14 protein-coding genes are annotated in these 18955 nt (G+C 66.2%); 6 read left to right on the forward strand and 8 right to left on the reverse strand.

Features of this window, described 5'->3' with window-relative positions:
* Positions 1–348: 348 nt before the first annotated feature.
* Positions 349–1791, forward strand: a complete 1443-nt coding sequence (locus L3078_RS33775) for a DNA phosphorothioation-associated putative methyltransferase (protein WP_239757706.1) — start codon at positions 349–351, stop codon at positions 1789–1791.
* Positions 1792–1850: 59 nt separating this feature from the next.
* Positions 1851–2702: a hypothetical protein gene (locus L3078_RS33780; RefSeq protein WP_239757707.1), complete on the forward strand. Its 852-nt coding sequence runs from the start codon at positions 1851–1853 to the stop codon at positions 2700–2702.
* A 113-nt stretch (positions 2703–2815) separates the two neighbouring features.
* Here L3078_RS33780 and L3078_RS33785 read toward each other — a convergent pair whose 3' ends face one another.
* The 8 genes from L3078_RS33785 to L3078_RS33820 form a co-directional block, all read right to left on the reverse strand.
* Positions 2816–3616: an adenine nucleotide alpha hydrolase family protein gene (locus L3078_RS33785; RefSeq protein ID WP_420864198.1), complete on the reverse strand. Its 801-nt coding sequence runs from the start codon at positions 3614–3616 to the stop codon at positions 2816–2818.
* A gap of 251 nt (positions 3617–3867) precedes the next feature.
* A complete protein-coding gene (locus L3078_RS33790; protein WP_239757709.1) occupies positions 3868–4638 on the reverse strand; it encodes a transposase in 771 nt (256 codons plus the stop codon).
* A 12-nt stretch (positions 4639–4650) separates the two neighbouring features.
* Positions 4651–5139: a hypothetical protein gene (locus tag L3078_RS33795; RefSeq protein WP_239757711.1), complete on the reverse strand. Its 489-nt coding sequence runs from the start codon at positions 5137–5139 to the stop codon at positions 4651–4653.
* A gap of 75 nt (positions 5140–5214) precedes the next feature.
* Complete coding sequence (locus L3078_RS33800; protein ID WP_239757712.1) at positions 5215–5916, reverse strand: DUF6082 family protein; 702 nt, start codon at positions 5914–5916, stop codon at positions 5215–5217.
* A 277-nt stretch (positions 5917–6193) separates the two neighbouring features.
* Positions 6194–6841: a hypothetical protein gene (locus L3078_RS33805; protein WP_239757714.1), complete on the reverse strand. Its 648-nt coding sequence runs from the start codon at positions 6839–6841 to the stop codon at positions 6194–6196.
* Between the two features lie 84 nt (positions 6842–6925).
* A complete protein-coding gene (locus L3078_RS33810; protein WP_239757715.1) occupies positions 6926–7822 on the reverse strand; it encodes a phospholipase D family protein in 897 nt (298 codons plus the stop codon).
* Positions 7819–9702: an ATP-binding protein gene (locus L3078_RS33815; RefSeq protein ID WP_239757716.1), complete on the reverse strand. Its 1884-nt coding sequence runs from the start codon at positions 9700–9702 to the stop codon at positions 7819–7821. Before L3078_RS33815 ends, L3078_RS33810 begins: the two co-directional genes overlap by 4 nt.
* The gene (locus L3078_RS33820) at positions 9699–11273 is read right to left on the reverse strand and encodes a DEAD/DEAH box helicase (protein ID WP_239757718.1); all 1575 of its coding nucleotides are present in this window, start codon (positions 11271–11273) and stop codon (positions 9699–9701) included. The genes L3078_RS33815 and L3078_RS33820 overlap by 4 nt, the downstream gene beginning before the upstream one ends.
* A gap of 490 nt (positions 11274–11763) precedes the next feature.
* On the opposite strand from L3078_RS33820, the gene L3078_RS33825 reads away from it, so the two are divergent.
* Genes L3078_RS33825 through L3078_RS33840 form a run of 4 tightly spaced genes read left to right on the forward strand, consistent with a single transcriptional unit; the run spans position 11764 to position 18556 of the window.
* Complete coding sequence (locus tag L3078_RS33825; RefSeq protein ID WP_239757719.1) at positions 11764–12972, forward strand: cysteine desulfurase family protein; 1209 nt, start codon at positions 11764–11766, stop codon at positions 12970–12972.
* Between the two features lie 45 nt (positions 12973–13017).
* Positions 13018–14130 (forward strand): DUF4007 family protein, encoded by a 1113-nt coding sequence (locus tag L3078_RS33830; RefSeq protein ID WP_239757721.1) that lies wholly within the window; start codon positions 13018–13020, stop codon positions 14128–14130.
* Entirely contained in the window at positions 14127–17726 is a 3600-nt protein-coding gene (locus L3078_RS33835) for a P-loop NTPase family protein (protein WP_239757722.1), read from the forward strand. The genes L3078_RS33830 and L3078_RS33835 overlap by 4 nt, the downstream gene beginning before the upstream one ends.
* The gene (locus L3078_RS33840) at positions 17723–18556 is read left to right on the forward strand and encodes a phosphoadenosine phosphosulfate reductase family protein (protein ID WP_239757724.1); all 834 of its coding nucleotides are present in this window, start codon (positions 17723–17725) and stop codon (positions 18554–18556) included. The genes L3078_RS33835 and L3078_RS33840 overlap by 4 nt, the downstream gene beginning before the upstream one ends.
* Positions 18557–18955 lie beyond the last annotated feature (399 nt).

Below are 18955 nucleotides of genomic sequence, written 5' to 3' on the forward strand. Positions count from 1 at the left end.
AGCGGGTCCTGCTGCTGCACCACCACGACGCCTCCTCGGCCTGATTGCCGGGGCTACTCGCCAACGGCCTGCCCAAGTGCCCCATCACCCTGCGCTGAAGCGAGCGGCACACCTCTTCGGAGATCCGGGTCACCTGTGCGGCAGTAGCGCCCTCCTGCCGGCTTCAGGCGTAACCCGGGCAGACCCCTCGGCCTCGTCACGTGGACGACCCGCCACGCCCGCAATCGTGACGAGAGCAGCGTCACCCGAGGTCAGCTGGGAGGTGCGACTCCGCGTAAGCCGGATCGGGTGTCAGTTAAAGTTCGGTGCTGTCGCATGCTGGCCTGTCCGTGGAATCAGGGGACGCCGATGACACAGCAGCTTTGGAGTAGCCAGAGGCATCAGACCGCGATCGGCCGAGTCGGCCTCTCGCTGCCGGCTCGTCGCGCCGTCGGCGACCTCCAGCTGGAACCCGACACGGGAGTACTGGACTACGGGTGCGGACGTGGCGGCGATGTACGGGCACTGCAGCACCTCGGCCTCGACGCCGCGGGGTGGGACCCGGTCCACTTCCCGGACGGGCGGCGTGAGCCGGCCGAGGTGGTCCTTCTCACCTACGTCCTGAACGTCATTGAGGATCCCGCCGAACGACGCGAGACGCTCCTTCGAGCCTGGGACCTCGCTAAATCGGTGCTGGTCGTGTCCGCGCGGCTGAGGTGGGAGCGTAACCAGATCAAAGGCGCGGAGTACGGCGACGGCATTCTCACGCAGCGCCGCACCTTCCAGCGCCTCTACGCCGCTGGCGAGCTGCGCGACTACGTCGAGGAGGCCACCGGCGTCCGCTGCGTGTCGGCGGCGCCCGGCATCGTTTACGCGTTCAAGGACGATGCGGCCCGCCTGAGTTACCTTGCCCGACAGGTCGCTCCTGACGGGGGGTGGATGGCGTCCGAGGACACCGCCTCGGCGATCACCTCGGTCGTCGATCATCTCGAACAGCGCGGCAGGATGCCTCAGCTGGAGGAAATGCCGCAGCCCATCATCAGCCTCCTTGGCCACCTGCGCCCCGCTGAACTCAAGCGCCTTGCCGAGCAGGAAGCCGACCCCGCGAAGGTAGAACGAAGCGCCGAGCGCGGAGCCCTCGACACACTGCAGTTCCTCGCGCTGGAGCTGTTTCACGGCCGAGGCCCGGTCAGCAGTCTGCCCCTGCCAGTTCAACTGGACATCCGTGCCTTCTTCCCGTCGTACACCGAGGCGTGCCACCGAGCGGATCGGCTGCTGTTCAAACTGCGCGACGACGCCTACGTCCGCCGGGCGATGAACGGATCGATCGCCGGCAAGTTCACCGCGACCGCCCTGTACGTTCACCGCCGCGCACTCCATCGGATCCCGGCCGTGCTGCGCCTGTACGAGCAGTGCGCGAGCATTGCCGCCGGCCGTCCTGGCGAGTGGTCTGTCGTCAAGCTCCGCCATCAGGGCCGCGGGGTCAGCTGGCTCGACTATCCCGAGTTCGACGCGGATCCCCACCCGCGAATCGCGGCCTCGTATGCCGTCGACCTGAAGACCCTCAAGTCCTCCTTCACCTCGTACGCGGACTCCACCAACCGTCCCCTGCTGCACCGCAAGCACGAGTTCCTTGCCGAGGATGATCCCGACGCACCCAAGTACCGGAGGCTCACGGACGCCGAGGTCCGCGCCGGTCTTTACGAGAGCCCGCACCTGATCGGCACAGAAGAGGGGTGGGAGCGCGAACTCGTTCGCTGCGAGCGGGAGTTGCGAGGCCACAGGCTCGTACGGCGCACCACCAGCACCTGAGCCTCGCTCCGGCTTTCGGCACCGCCGTGATTGTCAGTGCCGTGTGCCACGCTCCACCCATGACCACCACCCGGATGGAGGGCTCCTGCCTGCCCTCATACCGAACCCTGTCCACCCTCGCGCTGTCCGAGCCCGAGGACCATGTCCGTGAACTCACCGACTGGGTGGAGCATGCCTCCGCCGTCACAGGAGCCCCCGGGGCGCAGAACGGCTGGGACACGGCCTACAAGTGGCTGCGCCTCGCCCAGGGCCTGCGCACGGTGACGTTCGACATGTCCTACGACGACGGCGGCATGTGCTCAGCGGGCCTCGACTTCGACGCCGTCTGGACCGAGATGATGGAGGAGTGGCAGCAGCACCAGGTCCGTCTCGGCTACCTGCGCGCAGCACTCGAAGGATTCGTCCGGCTGCTGTACCCGGACACCGCGGAGCCTGGTCTGGCGGTGGAGGCCGCTGAGCAGCAGTTGCAACACCATGCCGACGCATGGCCGGTGCACGCGCATGCGGTCGCCGACCATTTGCGGACGCATGCCTCGGACGGCGTGCCGGGCGCTGGCCCTTCGGTGGCGGCAGCGGTGACCCAGGCGATTGTCCTGCACGAAATGGCCGTCCGGGGCCGCGCCGCCATCCCCGAGCCGGGAAGCGACGATGACGGAAAGGTCTTTCCCACCGGACACGCCGAGGTCTGTGCGGCCAAGGAAGCCTCCACGGTACTGCTGCTGGGGATCCAGCTGCTGATGACCGCAGCGGTGAAGGAAAACCGCGTTGCTGTCTTCGACGACAAGTACCTTCTCGACGGCATGTGGATTCCCGACTCCGCAGGCGGCAGCCGATGGGTGGATGAAGAAATGCCCTACGGCGAGTACCTCGCCGTTCTCCACCTCCAGTCCGGCGAGCCGCCCGAGCTCTGATTCCGCCACCAGCAGCGCCCTGCGACGGCCACGTCGGCAGACTAGAGGCAAACGACGGGTGGGCCCGACGCCAATGGCTTCGGGCCCGCCCGTCGTGGCCTGCTCGGCAGGCATCAGGTCATGCACCAGCCGGAGTCGCATGCCCCGTCACCCTCATCGACTTCGCCTTCCCCCGGGCTCTCATCGGGGATGGCTTGGGTGAGCGGGATCCCGTACCGCGTGAGATAGACGTCATCCCGGCCGAGCGCCGCCCGTCGGCGGTTGATCGTCTCCTCCAGCCGGACCGACTGTGCGAACAATTCGGGCTCGTGGCGACGCTGGTGACGCCAGGCGTCGACGGTACGGAAGGGGCAGAAGAAGCAGGAGCTCTTGGGCGGTACTGGCAGGCCGGCCTCGGTGATGATGCGCTCGCAGTCGTCTCGGCGCAGCCCGAGGTCGAGGAGGGGGTACTCGATGACCTCGTGGGCTTCCCTCCGCCGACGGTTGGCGCGATGGATTTCGTCGAGCGAAATGCCGATGCCGACCGCCGCCGGTGCCTTCGCGGTGGCGCCATGCTCCCGAAGCCACCGCCCGACCACCTTGATCTTGAAGTCTGCGGTGCAGTTGCGGCGGCCAGGAGCGCCGTTGGCCATACGGACCGGGATGGGGATCGACCGGGTATCCGGCCGGTTCAGCCGCTGCATGAGGGTTTCCGTGGCCCCGTCACGGCGGCGTCGCTTGAGCTCGTAGATGTGCAGTCCCGCACGCTCGGCGTAAGGGATGGCGATCTCGCGAACGTACGCGAGGGTCGCCGGGTGCTCGCTGTCGTCCCCGACATTGGCGAAGAGGAAGGTGGAGAAGTCGATCTCGCGCTGGGCGGCCAGCACCAGCAGCGCGGTCGATTGGACGCCGCCTCCGTAGGAGATGACCCTCATCGGGCTTTCACTTGGCTGGTGAACGGCCAGGTCGAGGACGGCCCGTGGGTCCGTTTTCGTAGGGTTGTCGTGGTGGGCTCCGGGGGTGCGTGACAAGATCGGCATGTGAGAGACAGTATGGATGAAGCATAGAGGTATCAAGTGTTTCTCTCACAGCTGTCGGCGAACACTGCTTAGCTAAGCTAAGGGTTGTCCCGCAAACGATCTTCTACGGGTTGGGGGCGCGGTGGGCCGACCGGTGGTCTCTGCTCTTATCCCGTGAGGACGAGGTTGTGCAGACGGGCGATGCCGCGCATGGCGTGGTGGACTCCGTCGCCTTTCAGACGACAGTCGCGGAGGATTTTCCAGCCCTTCATGCGGGCGAAGACATGCTCGACGCGAGCGCGGACCTTGCGGTGGGAGGCGTTGTGTTCCTCTTTCCACGCTGGCAGTTCGGTCTGACCGCGCTCGCGGCGATGCGGAATCACCAGTCCGGTACCCCGGTAGCCGCCGTCTGCGATCACCGTGGTCCTGCCGACAGCGTCCTTGGCTCCGGACAGCTGCCACGCCTTGCAGTCGTTGCGGTTGCCGGGCAGCGGTCGACCGACCACGACGACGAGTCGGCTGTCGGCGTCGATCACGACCTGATGGTTGGTGGAGTACCGATAGTTCTTGGACTGCTCGGCTACCTCGTGGTCGCGGGTGGGCACGAGGGTGCCGTCCACTATCAGCACGGTGTCCTTGGAGAACTGGCGCCGCGGCTGCAGGGACATCAGCGGGCCCAGGTGGTCGATGATCCGGTCTGCCGCCGACTTCGAGATGCCGAACAGCAGGGCCAGCTGGCGCATTGTCAGGTTCGTGCGCCAGTAGGCCGCGACCAGCAACACTCGATCCTCCAACGGCAGACTCCACGGTCGGCCTCTACGCACCGGGTCCGCGCCCTCGCGCCGCAGCGCCGTGTTCAACTTGCTGAACTGCCGCGAGCTCAGCCCGGTGAACGGGGCTATCCAGGACGGCTCCGACGCCGTGATCACACCAGCCACAGCAAGATCGTCTCACTGCGATGTGGCGGGTATTCCGGCTGCCCGTCGCTGGCCAGGCCACATATCGTCATAGGCGGCGTCCATGAACTGCACCTGTGGCCCGCGAAGTGCGGACGCGTCGGCTATCTCACCCCGGGCTGCCTCAGCGAGGCGGAAGGCATAACGATAGGTAGCGCCCCGCAGGGGCTCGCTCCTGGCTGCCAGGTCGATCTCCGCCTGCGCGAGCCACAGGTCATCGACGAGTTGGCCGTGCACGGTATCGACCGCGGTGCCGCCAGCGTCCGAGGGCGTGAGCGCCGCCTTCTCCACCTGCGACGCAATGCTCAGAAACTTCAGGACCGCGTTCTTGAGCTCCGCGCGGTGCGCGGCTGACTCCTGCACTTCCAGTTGCCTGGTGCTGGCTCGTGACACGAGGTACTGGCCCAACAGCGATCCGCCCGCGCCGAGGGCAACGCCCGCTAGAGACATCAACGCCGGCCCCAACGTTCCCCAAGATCCCATATCTGGAGTCTCTCAACACTCGTTCGGGCCTGTGAGAACCTACACTGTGATCATCCAACCCGTAGCCGACAACCTTTAGCGTCGGCTGCGCAGGAGGGATCCGAGCGCCAAGCCGGCGCCCAGGCCGATCAGGGCGCCGACTGACGTCCGCCATGCGGGCGCTGCTCCGGCGACGGGCACGTCAGGTGGATGAGGTGCGGCGGCCGACGGCGTTGGTGGTCCGGCAGCGATGGCACGAGCGTGCTCCTCGTCCACAATGGCCAGGAACCGACGACCGATACGGCTTCCGGACGAGCTGGCGGTCCATGAGATCTGGGCCCTGCTCCAGTAGTGCCGCCCAGAGTCTCCGGTGAACATCCCGGCCAGCATGTCCCGCAGAAGAGGCTCGCGAAGGGTCCCGATTTCGAAGCCCATCCACGCGTAGTTCATCATCAGGTCGGCATAGACATGCCGCTTGCGCTCATGGGGATCGGCGATGTCCGTGGCGCCCCAAACCGGCTGATAGAGCGCCATGTCGTCCAGTTCCAGGCGGACCAGCTCAAGGTAGTAACTGCGGATCCCCTGGACCTGCTCTGCCCTGGCCTGGCGGTTCTGAACAACCAGCGAAGCAGCGACGCCGGCCAACGCGAGTGCCGAGACGATCGCAGACGTGAAGCCGTACGCCGCGCCGACCTGACTCAGTCTGTTCCAGTCCACCCCCTTGGAGCCAGAGACGTCCTCCAGCACGAAAGGCGACAACAGCAGCGCCGCCAGCACGGCCGCCGCGGCGGCGACCACCCCCAGGGCTCTGCCAACCCGGCGAGCCACTGATGCTGCAGCTTCAGACCGATGACGAGCTATCAGGTAAATCACCCCCCGGCGAGCCTGTCCCAGTGACTAGGCCGAGCCAGGGGCAGCCTACGTGCAGCCGTCCTGCTCGGCATCGTTCGCCTGCACAAGATCACCGTCGCCCGCCGGAGGACCGCCGCCAGAGCGCCTGAAGATCGATTACGGGACGGCCCTTAGGCGGCATAGCGTCCTGGGGATCCGTCCCAGTCAGGTAGGGAGAGGCCGACTAAGGTCGCGGCTCGATGACCACAGAGTGTCCCTCCGCCAGGACTGCTGCCAGGAACTCGGCCGCGGCTGCTTGGTCGGCACCGGTGAATGTTCGTGCTGCGGGCGGGGCCTTGTGTCGCGGCTGGGAGAGGTGCTCTCTTTGCCTACGCCCACGTGGTTTCTGCGGGGCGCGGTGACCTGTACGCAGCAGCTCGACCTCGGACGAGAGGATGGTGCGCTGCCGCTGTTGCGCATCATCCACGATGGTCTCCAGGAGCCAGAGAGGGGACCCGGAGAGGGTCAAGTCAGCCTCGGCGATCTGTCGCCGGTTACGCCATCGGGAGATCGCCTGCGCGTCCCGCGCGAGGACGCGGGCGGCCTCCTGGATGCCGAGAATGACGGGCAGGTCCTCCTTGTCCTGGACCTCGTAGCCGCGGGGGATGCCGGTCTTGTAGGAGGCCAGCCGGTCTCGCGCCACGTGGCGGTCGCCGACGCCGTCTAGCCGCATTACCGTCGCCAGCAGCCAGTACGGGTTGCCGGACGCGACCAGGTCAGGTGCGGCGAGGGCGCCCTCTGTCCGCCATTTCTGCGATGTTTGGCGCTCCACTCGATAGAGGGAGGCGATTTCGGCATGGCCCAGCAGGAACGGGACCCGCACCTGTGCCATGAGGAGCCTTCCCATCACCTTCGTCTCCGTGGGGTGGCGATGGGCGAGGGAGTGCTCCGCCGCCCTACGCCGTGCACGCAGATCTTAGGTGTGCTCCCGTCCTGGCCGCAGCTCCCACGAGCCCACCTCGGTGTAATAGCGGCCGAAGTGCTGCAGCCAGGCCGCGAGGGTCTCGGTCGTCCTCCGTGCCTGGTCTTCTGGGTCTCCTGTCCGTTCCACGATGGCCTTCTGGAGCTCGATGTTGCTGAGGCGCTCGCCGACGAGCAGCTTGTGGAGTTCTGGGATGGCGTGCAGCCGAGCTTCGACCGCCGTGTTGAAGTCGTGCTCGGCCAAACCTGCCGGGATATCGAGCATGGCAAGGTCCTGGATGATGCCGGCCTCAACCGGGGAGGTGAACCGTGTTCGCCCGCTGTAGAGCGCGAACACGTTCTCCGGGCGCCTCGTCTCCGGGTACCAGAGTGGGGCGGGTCCACCCTCGGCCGGGGACGTGATGCGTTCCTCCTTCAGAAGTTCTGCCTGCTGCCGAACAAGGGCGGCCACCACGGGTGTGGCCGCTGCCGAGTGGGACTCGATCTGGCTGAGAACGCGCTGCACTTCGGGATGCGTGAGGGGTGCATCCAGTAAGAGCTCCACGTTGGCGTTGGGGACTCGGCCGGTGGCCTTGCCGGTCAGGTTTGCGGATCCGACCAGGCATCGGTCGTCGGCGACGTAGATCTTGGCATGCAGCGAGGGGCAGAGAGTGATCTGCACGCGTTCGTCCCGCTCCGCTGCCTCGATGATCTCGGGGTCGGAGACTCCGGCGGCTACTTCCGCCGGAGTCCAGCGCGTGACGCATTCGATCTTCTCCACCGAGGCCGGCACCGAGGCGAGGGTCTCCTCGAAGACGGTCTTTTTGATGAAGGGCGCCACGAGGGTCACTCGCGTGGTGGCGCCCTTCATCAGGTCGGCTATCTGCTGCCAGACGTGGTCCGGCTGCGTCACTCGTCATCGCTCCCGTCTTCGATGAAGTCGCGGGCGTAGCGGCCCCAGTCGCGCCGGGCGTCCGAGATCCTGGCGCGGTCCCGCTTGTTGGGGATCTCGTCCTCCATGCGGGCCCAGGAGAAGACGAGGAGTTTGAAGGTGTCGGAGGCGCGGGCGAGGCGTTGGCGGAGTTCGGTCTCGCTCGCGTCTTCAGGCACGTCTTCAAGGACGGTCATCAGCTCGCTGTGCAGCGGGTGTTCGGTGTTGAAGATCACCTGCAGCATGCCGGCCATAAGGTCGATGTTGAAGAATGCCGTGGAGTCCTGCGGGCTGGAGATCCAGCGAACACGCCAGTCCTTCTCCAGTGCCTCGTCGACCATGGACTGGGCGGTGTGCTCGTCGAGGTGATGCCGCTCGGTGAGCGCTGCGAACTGCTCCTGGCGCTTGTCCTTCTCGGTGGCCTCCTCTGCCAGGCGGTCGGTCGTTCCCGTATGACCGTCCTCCTGTCGGCGCTTCACCGCGTCCGTGGCCTTGGACGTGACGACGTCGTCGTGGCGCTTCTTGCCTCCCCGGTTGCCCAGCGTCTGCTGCCTCAGCTTCCGCCGCATTGCGGGCAGGAGGTTCTTCTCCAGGTAGACCGCGAGATCGATCAAAGGAAGGCGCGGGTCGCCGAACTCGGCGATGCGGTCCTTGAACGCCTTGGGCGTCTCGTCCCCCTCGGCCTCGGCCGTCCAGTCGAAGTGGGCGAGAGACGAGAAGACCGTGGCGGTCTGCTTGTTGTTCGTGACGCCGAAGATGTCGTCGAGCTCCGGGGGGAATTCCACCTCGATGCCCCACCAGCGCTCGACGGGGTCGTACCCGATGGCCCACTTGGAATCGAGGTCAAGTTCGCGCCCCTGCCGGACCAGGGAAATCCCGATGTTCCGACGAGCATGCTGACCCCACGGGTGGAAACCGGGGTTCCCGTTGGGGTTCGCGTTGTCGGGCCACGGGTGACCTTCGACGTCGGCGCGGCGGGCCTCGGGCCGGGCGATGGATGCCCGCACCTTCACGTTGTGCTTCGTCCCGTCGACCGTGATCGGGAAGTAGGCGACCCCGGGTTCCTTCTCGTTGCCCATGTCGAAGGGCTCGAACATGGGCTTATTCCCGAACGGGGGCGGCGTCCCCGTTGAGTCCATGAGGTACAGGGGGTCGTTGGGCTCGGCGAAGTACGCCCCGTTGTCTCCTTCGAGGACCTTTGCTTCGCGGACCGGCGCCATCTTGATCTCCACCCTGCCGTCGTGGAGGTAGTGCCGGTACACACGGCCGATCAGCTCGGCAGTGTTGCGCAGGGTGGCGCCGGCGCCGTGCCATTTGACCCGGTCAAGGTCCGACCAGACCACGAGGGTGCCGGTGGTGCCCAGCGGTGACTCGCTGAGGTCGCTCCAGTACTCCGGAACGGGGCGGTGTACGGGACTGGGGACGTCGTCGAGTCCGCCGTTGATCTCCTCAAGATCGAGGTAGGTGTACATGGCGTTCGGGGCCCCATTGGTCCATGACCAGACCTCGACCTTGGTGCACTGGGACATGCTGGAGTTGGGCAGACCCATGCCGAATCGCCCGATGCGGTTGCGGTCACCCCCGAGGCCGTCGCCGTACTTCAAGGCGCGCCGCAGGCGTTCGGCGTCCATCCCCTTGCCGTTGTCAAGGACAGCTATGGTGTCCACCCGGTGCCTCGTCTGCGTGGCGCCCTGCACTGGGCTCTCACAGGCGAAGACCTGAACCAGCGTGGCTTCCGCGTCGATGCTGTTGTCGATCAGCTCGGCTAGCGCGTAGGCGGTGTTCTTGTAGCCGCTGTCGCGCATGGCCTTGACGGTCAGCGAAGGGCTGACGATCCGGTATTTGCTTCCCTCGCCGGTCACGCGGTCTCCCATACGTCTTCCCAGTTGGTGAATGCCTCGGCCACGTCCCCGAACCCGGGCAGCTCCGGGTCGACGACGGTGACGATCTCGCAGGTTGCGGTTCCTCCGGCCTTGGGGCCGCGGATGACCCGGCCGACCATCTGGCTGTACAGGACCAGCGACTTGGTCGGTCGGGCGATGATGGCAGCACTGGCCGCCGGGGCATCGAAGCCCGTGGTCAGGACCCCGAAGTTGCACAGAATCATGGGGCGTCGGCCGGCGCCCTTGAAGCGTCTGATGGCGTCGTTCCGGTGCCGGGGAGAGGACTCGCCGGTGACGAAGTCAGCGTCGAGGCCGAGCGCCGACAGGACGGCGGCGATCAGGCGGCAATGGTCAACGGAGGCCGCGAATACCAGGATCCTGCGGTGCTGGCGTTCCAGTAGCTCCAGCACGGTCTGGACGACCTTGAGGTTCCACTGCTCGTCGCTGGCCAGCGACGCGATGATGTCCGACGGGATGTCGAAGGACTTCGCGAGGAGTTGCTGATCGCGCGCGGACAGATGCAGGCCGGCTTCGGAGGCGACGGTCTTCATGATGGGCTTGGCCAGGTAGCCCTGTTCGATGAGGGCGGTTACCGGGTTGCTGTATCCGTCGATCTGCAGCATGACCTTCTGGCGGGCGAAGAAGTCCGACAGCCGCTCATCTTGCGTGACGTCCGCCCAGGTTCGGCCAGGGGTGGCCGTCAGGCCCAGCAAGCTGGCATCGGGGCGGATGGTGAGGGCGTCCACCACTCGCTGGTAGGTCGGCGCGATGATCTGATGAGCCTCGTCGAAGACGGTGAGGGTGCTGCGCGATGCGAGTTTGCGGAGAAGCTCAGGATCGCTCTTGTCCGCGGAGACGGCCTTCTCCAGCCCCAGGATGACAAGGCCGTCTGTCAGCGCCTCCACATCGGTGGGCGCCTCGCCCCACATCCGGACGACCGTAATCGGACGGTCGCCGAGCTTGGACCACGCGCGCTCGAACTCCGCAGCCGCCTGTTCCAGCAGTTCCTGCCCACGCGCCAGCCAGACCACGAGGGTGGGCTCGTGCTGTCGCAGATGGTCGGCGATCAGGTTCATTCCGGTGCGGGTCTTGCCCACGCCCGTCGGCAGGTGAAGAACAACCCGCCGCGGTCCGTCGTACAGCAACTCCTTCACGCGTGCGGCTGCGCGCCGTTGGTGGGGGAACAGCCCGTACTCCGGTTCGGCGTCTTGCCGAAAGAGCGGGGGCAGCGCAGGCGCCCTGTCGACGCTGAAGCCGAAGAACTCCAGCAGTTGCCGCTGCTGCTCACTCGCCCACTTCAGACCGTTCAGGTAGAGAAGGGCATCGGTGCCCGCGCCGTCCGCCCCAAGACGTTGGGCAAGCTCCGTCTGTTTGTCGGCGGGCAGGAGCCGCAGCAGCTCCTCGCGGTCCGTCTGATGGGACACGAGCTTCTCGGCGTCCACCGCCACGGCAGCGACTGCCCGGAGCCGCTCATCGCCGGCGCTTCCGCCGTCGATGAGGTCAAGCAGAGCGCACATGTGCTTGCCGAGCCGCTCGCGGATGTACGGCATGGGAGCGCTGTCCAGCACGGCTTGGAAGGACAGGCCGGGCGACCACGCTGTCATCGATTCACCACCCCTGCGGAACAGGGGAGATTTCCCCCAATGTCTGAGTGACCGTCAACTTGCGGAGCTCCCGCCTCAGTTCTGTGCATGCCGAGCTGCCCGCAACTCTGAGTCGCCCCAGAGTTACAGTGCCCGATCACCATAAACCCACCCACTGACACTCGGATCTCAGCGATCGATATTCGCAGCTCAGGGGCGCTGATGACGTGCGGTAGGCCCCCTAGAGGATCCCGTGCCGCTTCTGCGTCGATGTCCTTTCCCAATACCGGTTGCAGGCACCCAAGCGATAGGGAACATTAGTTCGAGTTACAGTTTGCGCTCCGGGCTGAGTGTCGGTTTCGCGGACTGATCGATCTCGATCGCTTCGATCGCGACTCACTCCTGGTGCTGCCCCCGGTGCGCACGTCCGGGTTCCACCAGGAGTAGATTGTGTGCGGTGCTGAGCGAGACGAGGTGGGGCATGAGGGATGAGTCTGATGGGCCGGTTTCGGCGTATCTCGACTACAACGCGACGGCGCCAATTCGGCCCGAGGCGTTGGCGGCCGTTGTGGACGCCCTGCAGGCCGTCGGTAACGCGTCGAGTGTGCATCACCCTGGCCGGGACGCCGCCCATCGCGTAGAAGTCGCTCGTCGGCACCTTGCTGACCTGCTGAACTGCTCACCCGGGGAGATCATCTTCACGTCGGGGGCAACCGAAGCGAACAATCTCGCGCTGCGCGCGGCTCATCGCCGCAGTGCCCGCATTGTGACGGGTGGTGCAGAGCACCCTGCGGTGCTGGAGACAGCCCGGGATCTGGCCCAAAACGAGCCGGGATCGCTGACCGTCTTGCCAATGCGGGTGGACGGCCTGGTGGAAACCGTGGCCCTGGAGGAAGCGCTCGGCCGGGGCGATGTGGGTCTCGTCTCCCTGATGGCAGCCAATAATGAAACCGGGGTTCTCACCGACCTCACGCCGGTCGTCAAGGCGGCGCATGCCGCAGGCGCGCTGGTCCACACGGACGCCACACAGATGATCGGCCGGCTGCCCCTGGACCTTTCCGAAGTGGACGTCGATCTTCTGTCCCTGTCGGCCCACAAGTTCGGCGGCCCTCAAGGCGTTGGTGCACTGTTCGTACGACGCGGTACTCCGCTGCCGTTCAGGCCGCTGATCACCGGTGGTGGGCAGGAGAAGGGGTGGAGGGCCGGCACACTCAACGTGCCCGGGATCGCCGGTGCCGGAGCTGCCGCTGCGGCCGTCAGCCGTGACCTTGCCGACGACGTCGCCCGCGTGACCCAACTGCGCGATCAGCTCGAACACATGGTCACCGCGGCTGTGGATGGATGCCGTATCAACGGGCAACAAGCACCCCGCCTGCCCGGTGTGGCAAGCATCACCTTTGCGGGCGCCCCGGCTGACGCAGTCATGGCCGCCATGCCGCACATAGCCGCATCCGACGGAAGCGCCTGCGCCTCGGGAGCCCCAACTCCCAGCCATGTCCTGCTCGCTATGGGGCTGAGCCGGGAGGAAGCGGAGTGCACTGTGCGCTTCTCGCTCGGCTACGCCACAACCGAGGAAGAGATCGCCGCAGCCGCCGAGGCGGTGGTGCGTGCGGTCCACCAGGTGCGCGCTGCCATGGCAGCGACAGCCGGCGCGGCTGCTCACTGACTTCAACGTTTCCCTTTATCTCTTCGTGCTTTGAGAGGCCCTCGTATGGCAGACAGCAGGCTCGCGGAAGCCGCACATTCCAGCTTCGCGCGCCATGAGACCTTCGCCCCCCGCTTCGGCTGGCTGCATAAGGCGTACATGCAGGTCAAGGAGAATCCGGCTGCTTTCCTCGCTGAAGATGCTCCGGTCCTGCTCGGCGTGGGTAAGAACATGGTCCATGCCATGCGGTACTGGTCAAAGGCGTTCAAGCTCACCCGTGAGCACGCCGACCCGGCGGGTAAGACGAAGGCCCAGTACGCGTCCCCGACTTGGGAAGCGCGGTGGCTGCTCGACGAGAAGGATGGCGCCGATCCCTACCTTGAGGAACCTGGCAGCCTGTGGCTGTTGCACTGGTGGCTCGTGTCGTCGCGGCCGGGCGCCAAATGCTGGGCTCCCGCGTGGTACACGGCGTTTCACCTTGCTCCGTTCTCTCGCTTCACCGTCGCGGATATGACGCAGGTCGTGACGCGGCATGTCAACTTCTCTTTCAGTGATGGACCGGTTGAGGCGTCGATCACCCGGGATGTCGAGTGCCTGACCAAGATGTATGCGCGCACGCCTGTCGAACAGAGCGGTTCCCGCGCCACCTATGAAGACCTCTTGGCCTGCCCTTTCCGTGAGCTGGACTTGCTGACCTCTGTGGGCACCCGGGGCAAGCAGGAGTGGCAGTTCACGACTGGCACGCGCACCTCTCTCCCGGCCCACGTTCTGGTCTATGCCTGCCTCGACTATGCCGCCCGCGACACCGAGGGTTCCGGCTCCATCTCTCTGGCGCGGCTTGCCAACGAGCCCGGAGCGCCTGGCCGGGCCTTCCGGGTCCGGGAGCCTGAGATTGTCGCCGCCCTGGACAAGGTCGCCGTGGGTCGTCCGGAACTCAACCGGGTGGACGCCGTCGGCCAGCGGACCATGTCCTTCTCCAGCGATCCGAGGGCGCTCGCCTGGGACATCCTCGACGAGCAGTACGACCACGTCACCCGGCGCCCCGGCTTTCCCACCCGGGACGAATGGAGCGCGCAGTACCCGCAGTTGGCCGAAGCGGAGGAGGCCGAGAAGGCCGAGAAGGCTGAACGCAAGTCCCAGGACCACCAGCAGCAGTTCACGACTCAGGAGAACGCGTGACCACCGCAGCTCCCACGCGGACCTCCCGCACCCCGCAGGACGAGGCAACCCCTCAGTTCCCGGCCGGAATCGAACTGGTCGGCTCCCAGATGCGGTCGACCAACCTCGAACGCGACGTCGAGGACGAACTGCACGGACCGTATGTCGGCGCGAAGGCAGTTGACGTACTGGAGCGCATCGCCAACGCTGTCAGCGACCTGCGGCGTCCCCGAGCCTGGTCTTTCACCGGACCCTACGGCTCCGGGAAGTCCACGCTGGCTAACCTGATCGACGCGCTTCTCGGCCGTGACGAGGACCGCCGCGACGAGGCTCACCGGATCCTTGCGGACACCAGCCCAGCCCTCGCCGAGCGTCTCGCCACAGCTCGGGCTGAGCGGACGGGAACAGGGTTCCTAGGAGCCGTGGCCACCGCGCGGCGGGAACCACTGGTCACCACCGTGACCCGTGCGCTGGACACCGCGGCAAAGCGCCGCTGGGGCAAGCGCATCCCGAAGAACGTCGTCGCAGCACTCGCGGCCTGCGAAGACCCGATGACGACCGGGCCGAAGACGAAGCAGGTCATGGCCGCCATCAAGGCCCTGACCGACAATCAGCAGCCGCTCTTGCTGATCATCGACGAGTTCGGCAAGACCCTGGAGCACCTTGCCGGACACAACGAATTCTCCGGCGCCGAGAACGATCTCTTCCTCCTGCAGGAGCTCGCCGAGCACAGCGCCGGGCCCAACGGCCTGCCGGTCTTCCTGGTCACCCTGCAGCACCTGTCGTTCATGGACTACGCGTCACGTTCCAGTGAGCTCAAGATCCGCGAATGGGCAAAGATCCAGGGCCGCTTCGAAGACGTCACCTTCGTCCCGCACCACGGCGACTCCCTGCAGCTCCTGCGCCGGCGTCTGGACCACTCCGCGGTCGACGCAGCGGGCCAGGACCTCATCCGCGCCTCGGCCCAGGCATCAGCCCTCGCGTGGAAGAACCATGGCCTGAACGTCCTTACCGAGCTGGCCAGCGACGACTTTGCCAACCTGTACCCGCTGCACCCACTGACGGCGATCGCTGCGCCGATCCTGGCGGCGCAAATCGGCCAGCACGACCGCAGCCTGTCGGGCTTCCTCAACAGCGGAGAGCCCAACACCGTCCGCGACTCGCTGGCCGCACACTCCCGGCCGGATGCCGAACGCGCCAGCACCGTGCAGCTGTCACAGCTGTACGACTACTTCCTCAACTCCGGCCGGACCTCTCTGCTCGCGGCCTCCAACGCTGGCCGCTGGATCGAAGTCGACGCACGCATCAAGGAAGCCAACGGACTGCCCGACGCCGACCAGGCACTGCTGAAGACCATCGGCGTTCTGAACCTCATCGACGCCGACGGCGCACTCAGCGCCACCAGCGAGATGATCCACCTCGCGCTCCACGACCCGACCGACCTGACCGACGCAAGCGCCTTCGCCGGCCTTGAGGAGCAGCTCGCCGACCTCGTCCGCCGCGGCTTCCTCGTCCACCGGGAATTCAGCGGTGAGTACCGTGTCTGGCAGGGCACAGACTTCGACATCGACGCCCGCCTGAAGGAGATCATCAGTCACCTCGACGATGCCTCCATCGTCCAGCGCCTGGGCGCACACCTCCCCAGCGCCGTGGTCGCTGGCCGCCACAGCCAGGTCACCGGGATGATGCGGGTGTTCCTCACCGCCGTCAGCGGCCCAGAGACCCGCGAGATCCAGGCGCCGGACGAGCTGAAGGACCCGGCCGACGGCCTCCTCGTCTTCCACCTCGGCGCCCGGGACCAGCTGCCCACCGTCAACTCGACGCTGCCGGTGATTCTCGGAACAACCACGCACCCCGACGTGGTACTCAACTCCGCCACGCACCTCATCGCTCTGAAAGAGCTGCTCGAAGACAAGGAACTCGATCACGTCGCCCGGCGCGAGGTCACCGACCGAGCCGTCCAGGCGGAGGCCGAGCTGCGGGAGGTCATTCAGACGGCCTTCTACCCGCCGACCCAGGACGCCACCTGGGACCTGTGGAACGCCGGCCTGGCCCCTGAGGCGTCTCCCGACAGCTCGAGCCTGCCGGCCCGCAGCCTCAGCGGCCTCGTCTCCCTCGCCTGCGAAAAGGTCTTCCCGCACACCCCGCACATTCGCAACGAGATGCTCGGACGGCACTCGCTCACCAGCAACGCCGCCCGTGCCCGAAGCGATGTGCTGGACGCGATGCTCACCCGCTCCGGCGAGCAATATCTGGGCTTCGACGCGACGGCCGGAAGGTACGGTCCGGAGCGAGCCATCTACAGCGGCGCGCTGGCCTACCTCGGCCTGCACCGGGCCAACAGCACCATCCAGGCCGAGAAATCCCCCAACAGCCTGCTGCCCTACGGCTTCTCCGCTCCAGGCGAGGGCCACGAGCACGCCCAGCCAGTCTGGGAGGCGCTGCAGAAGGCGCTGGACGCAGCAACCCGGCGTACCAGCCTCGACCAGATCATCCGGGTCCTAATGAGCCCGCCCTACGGGGTGAAGGCCGGTGTCTGGCCGCTGCTGGTCGTCACCGCCCTGGTGATCCGCCGACACGATGTCGCCCTCTTCGAAGAAGGCTCCTACCTGCCCCGGCTGACGCCGGACGTCGTCGACCGCATCCTCGCCGCCCCAGCCCGCTTCGACGTGAAATACACGCCGGTCGGACAGGGGCAGCGCGCCAGCGTGATCAAGAAGCTCCTGGTGTCTTTGAAGGTCGAACCACCACGCTCACAGGCACTGCGTAACCCTGATCTGCTGTCCGTAGCCAGGGCGTTGCTCGAACGCGTCATGGTTTTGAACAGCTACGCTCGCAAGACCAAGCGCATCTCTCCGGATGCGCTCGCCGTGCGCAACGCCCTGGCAAACTCCCAGGATCCGGACGACCTGCTCTTCCGGGCTCTGCCCAAGGCGCTGGGCCTCGCCCCCGTCGAAGCAGGCACCCGCGCCAACGCGGCAGCCGCCACGGAGTATGCCGACCGGCTGACCGCAGCGGCAGACGAGATCACCGGAATCGAACGCACGCTGCGGGAAGAAGTGGTCGCGGTTCTCGCCGAAGAGTTCCGTCTGCCTACGACGCTTCCCGAGCTGCGGTCGACACTCGCTGCGCGGCTGAGCGGCTTCGCCACGGTGTCGCTGAACCCGGAGTTGCGGGGCTTCGTCGACTTCGTGCTCAGCGAGAGCCTCGCTGACGAGGACTGGCTCGACCCGATCGTGGTCCGTCTCACCAACAAGGCACTCGGAGACTGGGATGACCGGGACGCAGGCATCTTCCCTCGCCTTGCACGCGAGATGTCCGCATCCCTCGACCGCGTCGCCCACCTCTACCAGGACAGCAGCGAGCCCCGCGAGCAGGAAGTAAATCTGGAGACGCGGCTGTTGACCTTGACGGACAAGACAGGGGCGGAACGACGGACGCTGATCTACGTGCCGGAACAGTCCCGCGGACAGGCCGACCAGCTCGCGGCCGACGTACTGCAGCAGGCTGAGCAGGCCCTCGGACCCGACGGTGCACGGATCCTGCTCGCCGCTCTTGCACAACGCGTTGCCGACGGGCCGGCTGTCACAGCAACTGACACGAAGGAGGGGGCATGACGGATCCAGTCACCCAGGAGAAGGTTCGCCACGTCCTGGGGATCTCAGGCGGCAAGGACTCGTCGGCGCTTGCCATCTACATGCGCGATCGCGTGCCGGAGATGGAGTACTTCTTCTGCGACACCGGTGCCGAACTGCCAGAGACGTACGAGTACCTCAACCGGCTGGAAGCGGCCCTCGGTAAGCCCATCGAGCGACTCAACGCCGACCGGGACTTCGATCACTGGATGGAGGTCTACCAGGGCACCCTGCCCAGCCCCCAGATGCGCTGGTGCACCAAGAATCTGAAGATCAAGCCGCTGGAGGAGTGGGTCGGCGACGACAAGGTCATCTCATACGTCGCGATCCGGGCCGACGAGAACCGCCTCGGCTACGTCAGCACCAAGCCGAACATCGATGCCGTCTTCCCCTTCCGCGAGGACGGCATCGACAAGGACGGCGTGATGCGCATCCTCGATGAAGCCGGCATTGGACTCCCTGGCTACTACGAGTGGCGCACGCGATCGGGCTGCTACTTCTGCTTCTTCCAGCGAAAGCACGAGTGGGTCGGCCTCAAGGAGCGCCACCCGGACCTGTACGACAAGGCCGTGGAGTACGAAGACAAGGTCCGCTTCCGGCACACCGCCATGAAGGGCCGCAATTACACCTGGTCGCAAGGCGAGTCGCTCCCGGAACTCATAGAGCGCAAGGACGAGATCGAAGCCAAGCACCAGGCCGCCCTCGAACGTGCAGCCAAGCGCGTCAAGCCCAACCGGCCCCTCCTGGAGGTGCTCTCGGACGCGCTCGACTCCGACGATGACGAGGCTGGCTGCTCCGTCTGCCACCTCTGACGCGCACCACATACAGCGGCCCCAGCAGTCCGAGCTGGGGCCGCTGTTGTTTTCCCGACTTCCAACCAGCTTGTCCCGCTTGAGGTTGTCATCTTGCCCAGACTCCGAGTCAGACCTTCCGAAGGAACACAGCACGCTCGCCCATGACAAGTCGAGCTTCTCTGTGATGGAGTGACGCAACGTCACATGTGGGGCATGATGGGCGCATGCCGCTCCTGCTGCCTCCGACGACCACTCGTATGCCACCATGAGTGACGGCTCACCCACCGGCGCGAAACGGTAACGGAGAGAAATCGGGGATATGGGAAATCGCGAGCTCTTTGATTTGGCACCTATCCCAGTTCCTCAATTCCTCAGTGAGCACAGTCGCGAGCTCTATGTTCCTCTCTATCGGCCTGC

This window comes from Streptomyces deccanensis (assembly GCF_022385335.1).
Lineage (GTDB): Bacteria > Actinomycetota > Actinomycetes > Streptomycetales > Streptomycetaceae > Streptomyces > Streptomyces deccanensis.

Coding starts and splice junctions, on each gene's coding strand:
- L3078_RS33775 (WP_239757706.1), top strand. CDS start 349: ATGACACAGCAGCTTTGGAGTAGCCAGAGGCATCAGACCGCGATCGGC.
- L3078_RS33780 (WP_239757707.1), top strand. CDS start 1,851: ATGACCACCACCCGGATGGAGGGCTCCTGCCTGCCCTCATACCGAACC.
- L3078_RS33785 (WP_420864198.1), bottom strand. CDS start 3,616: ATGAGGGTCATCTCCTACGGAGGCGGCGTCCAATCGACCGCGCTGCTG.
- L3078_RS33795 (WP_239757711.1), bottom strand. CDS start 5,139: ATGGGATCTTGGGGAACGTTGGGGCCGGCGTTGATGTCTCTAGCGGGC.
- L3078_RS33805 (WP_239757714.1), bottom strand. CDS start 6,841: ATGGCACAGGTGCGGGTCCCGTTCCTGCTGGGCCATGCCGAAATCGCC.
- L3078_RS33820 (WP_239757718.1), bottom strand. CDS start 11,273: ATGCCGTACATCCGCGAGCGGCTCGGCAAGCACATGTGCGCTCTGCTT.
- L3078_RS33830 (WP_239757721.1), top strand. CDS start 13,018: ATGGCAGACAGCAGGCTCGCGGAAGCCGCACATTCCAGCTTCGCGCGC.
- L3078_RS33840 (WP_239757724.1), top strand. CDS start 17,723: ATGACGGATCCAGTCACCCAGGAGAAGGTTCGCCACGTCCTGGGGATC.